The 2,558-nt window shown below is 59.8% G+C and carries 3 protein-coding genes and 2 pseudogenes; 2 read left to right on the top strand and 3 right to left on the bottom strand.

Annotated features, from left to right (window positions below):
• Positions 1-270, top strand: a pseudogene (locus BMI01S_RS36910) (MFS transporter); the annotation flags it as partial.
• 185 nt (positions 271-455) lie between these two features.
• Here BMI01S_RS36910 and BMI01S_RS42755 read toward each other — a convergent pair.
• The 3 genes from BMI01S_RS42755 to BMI01S_RS36900 all read right to left on the bottom strand — a co-directional run bounded on the left by BMI01S_RS42755 (position 456) and on the right by BMI01S_RS36900 (position 1,615).
• Positions 456-962, bottom strand: a complete 507-nt coding sequence (locus tag BMI01S_RS42755) for an integrase core domain-containing protein (protein WP_208461046.1) — start codon at positions 960-962, stop codon at positions 456-458.
• Positions 854-1,264, bottom strand: a complete 411-nt coding sequence (locus BMI01S_RS44395) for a transposase (protein ID WP_409372332.1) — start codon at positions 1,262-1,264, stop codon at positions 854-856. Before BMI01S_RS44395 ends, BMI01S_RS42755 begins: the two co-directional genes overlap by 109 nt.
• An 84-nt stretch (positions 1,265-1,348) precedes the next feature.
• Positions 1,349-1,615 carry a hypothetical protein gene (locus BMI01S_RS36900; protein ID WP_208461044.1) on the bottom strand — a complete coding sequence of 89 codons (267 nt, stop codon included), beginning with the start codon at positions 1,613-1,615 and terminating at the stop codon, positions 1,349-1,351.
• A 216-nt stretch (positions 1,616-1,831) separates the two neighbouring features.
• On the opposite strand from BMI01S_RS36900, the pseudogene BMI01S_RS43695 reads away from it, so the two are divergent.
• Positions 1,832-1,962: pseudogene (locus tag BMI01S_RS43695) on the top strand (amidohydrolase family protein); the annotation flags it as partial.
• Positions 1,963-2,558 lie beyond the last annotated feature (596 nt).

The raw sequence follows: 2,558 nt of genomic DNA, 5'->3' as shown, positions 1-2,558 counted from the left end.
GGCATCACGCTGGCGCTGATCGGCACGATTGCAGGCCGGACGATTTTCTATACGCTCCCGGCGCGATTCCTTTCCGGACAGGCCGCCGCCGGCGGGTTGGCGTTCATCAACTCGATCGGTGCGCTAGGCGGCTTCGCGGGACCGTACCTCGTGGGGTACCTCAAGGACAGTTTTGGTACGTTTTCGGCCGGCATGACGGGTCTTTCGATCGTGCTGGGTATCACGACCCTGCTGACCTTGTCCCTATACGCTTTCGGTCGCGGAGATTGAGAATGGAGCCACGTCCCTCGTTCCGACGCCGTGGGGTTCTCGGCGCTCTCGCAACTTCGATGTTGTTGCCCGCCATCACCGCGCGCCTTGCATTTGCAGGAGAGGAAACACATCCCGTGAGTACAACCAACAATTACCCGCCCGTTCGTGTATCGGCCCGGATTGTTTGGACACGGTTTTGGGACTCAGGCGGCCTGTTTAAACATCCGTGCCTGACGGGCTTCGAGCGGTGACATGAAGCCCAGTTTTTCCAGCCGCCATTCTCGGTTGTAACGATCTTTGAAGTCAACGACAGCGTCACGAACCTCATCAACATTCCTGAAGATACGCCCGTGAATCGCTTGTTCTTTCATGGTCCGATTGAACCGCTCAGCGGCGCCAGTGGTTTGCGGTTCGGCGACGAAGGCGTAGCTGGCCGTGACGCCCCAGAATTTGAGCTGGTTCCGAAAGTCGTCGGACGTGTACTGGGAGCCATGATCCATCCGCAGCGTCAGTCCCGCTCCGATCGCGGCACTCACCCCGCCGAATTCGCTTTGCAGCCCCTGAGCAACAGGCTCAAGCGCGGCGAAGCGGTCGCCAGCCTTCACCGCGTGGATACCTGCCCAATACCCGTCGCAATGATCGACGGCCGCGAAGACCCACACCAGACCATCGTCCACGGTTTGGATGCGAACCCCATCGGTTCTCCACATCTCGTTGGGCGTATCGGTTGTGGTCCGTCCGTCGTGGAGATTTGCCTCGCCCGCGGCCCGCGATGCGGCGAAAGCAGATGGTGTTCGCGCATCAGACGCAGCACACGCTCACGCGAGGCCCGTATGTCGCGCAGAATGCGCAGACGGGCCCATACCTTACGATGCCCCTCGGCGGTGAACGGCGAGCTTTCCAGATCATCCTGGATGGCTTGCAGCAAGGCGACGTCCGGAACCCTCGGTTTGGGACCGCGTTTGCCTGGTGATGGGAGTGACGGTAGCCTTTGCCCTGGCGCGTTCGGCATGGATCGACGAACGAGGGAAATTGAGCGTCTGACAAACGCGCTTCAGGCCATAGCGCCTGCCGGTAGCAGCGGAAGTCTCGTTGCTCATTTCGACGACTTCCGCGCGGCTAAAGGGGGGCGCGCCTGCCGCTCGCGCTCCTTGTGCAGGATCTCGTTCTCCATGGTCAACTCGCCAACGCGGCGCATGGCCTCATTGAGCCGGGCTTCAAGAGGATCGCTGTGCCGCTCCTTCAGGCCCGCATCCATCCCCGCCAGAGCCATCTCACGCCACGATTCAAGCCGCGCGATCGGCACGCCGACTTCACGGGAAACGGCATCGACAGGCTCGCCGCGCAGCAGGCGAAGTACCACGCTGCGCTTTCTCCCGGTGGACCAGCGCTTGACTTCATCGGCCGCGCCGCACTTCCAGTCGCGCTACGCGCTCCTTTCAGCGCCTGCGGCGCAACAGCCTGTGTGGGCACCTTCTTCAGCATGAAAAGCTCCTTTTCTGGAAAGCTGTTTTACATCAAATCTGTGTCCAGAAAAATCCGGGCCGCGGCATACCCGCCCGTTCGTGCCTTTCGAGAGCCGGTCGATAAGGGATCTAGCCATTCAAAAACGGTTGGAACGCTTTCAAGAAATTGACTGCGCAAGCTGGCACCGATGAGCGCGAAGCACTGTTCCGGGTAACAGTGAGCAATGGATACCGCCTTACATAGCGCGTCGGATGACTGCCGGCGTTGACGGACACGCTGTGCGAGCAGTGGAACGGATTGAGCGGACTGGATGAGCAATCGCCCGGAACGGGCGACGTATGCGCGAGTGAAAAAAGGAAGACAGGGATGTCAAGTCGACCGGCGACCCTGGGCATTTCGGCCTTTCGCGTTGGGCACGGAAAGGGGGCACCTACGGGGGCACCTAGCTGCGCACGCTCCTTGTTTATGGTGCGCCCACTGTTATAAATTTATAGTGTCAAACAGCCTGATCCATGAATGGAGCAGCCGACCACTGAACGTCGTGATCGTGGCGTCGTCCACCTTCGGTGGATGAACGCAAACGATCGTGACGGAAGCTTGTGTTGGAGCGCATTACTGGGCTCGCAGGTGCAACGTCGCGCACATATCATCGCCACGATTCGTCTTCAAATCACAGATCGAAATGTCGAAGCTGCATCCCGTCCGACCATGCACTACGTCGTACTAAGCAACGTTCAGCAGCAAGATATCCAGCCCATGCATCGCACCGCAGCCTGCTCATGCGTGGCCGTATCGCGCAGATCAACCGGATACGAGGTTTGCTTTGCTGACTCCTAGCA

This window comes from Paraburkholderia mimosarum LMG 23256 = NBRC 106338 (assembly GCF_000739815.1).
GTDB classification, from domain to species: Bacteria; Pseudomonadota; Gammaproteobacteria; order Burkholderiales; family Burkholderiaceae; genus Paraburkholderia; species Paraburkholderia mimosarum.
The sequence above is the reverse complement of the archived record's forward strand: the minus strand, read 5'-3'. Positions and strand labels throughout refer to the sequence as shown.

Bases quoted from the DNA above. Each gene is read 5' to 3' on its own strand.
- BMI01S_RS42755 (WP_208461046.1), bottom strand. From the start codon at position 962: ATGTGGAGAACCGATGGGGTTCGCATCCAAACCGTGGACGATGGTCTG.
- BMI01S_RS44395 (WP_409372332.1), bottom strand. From the start codon at position 1,264: ATGCCGAACGCGCCAGGGCAAAGGCTACCGTCACTCCCATCACCAGGC.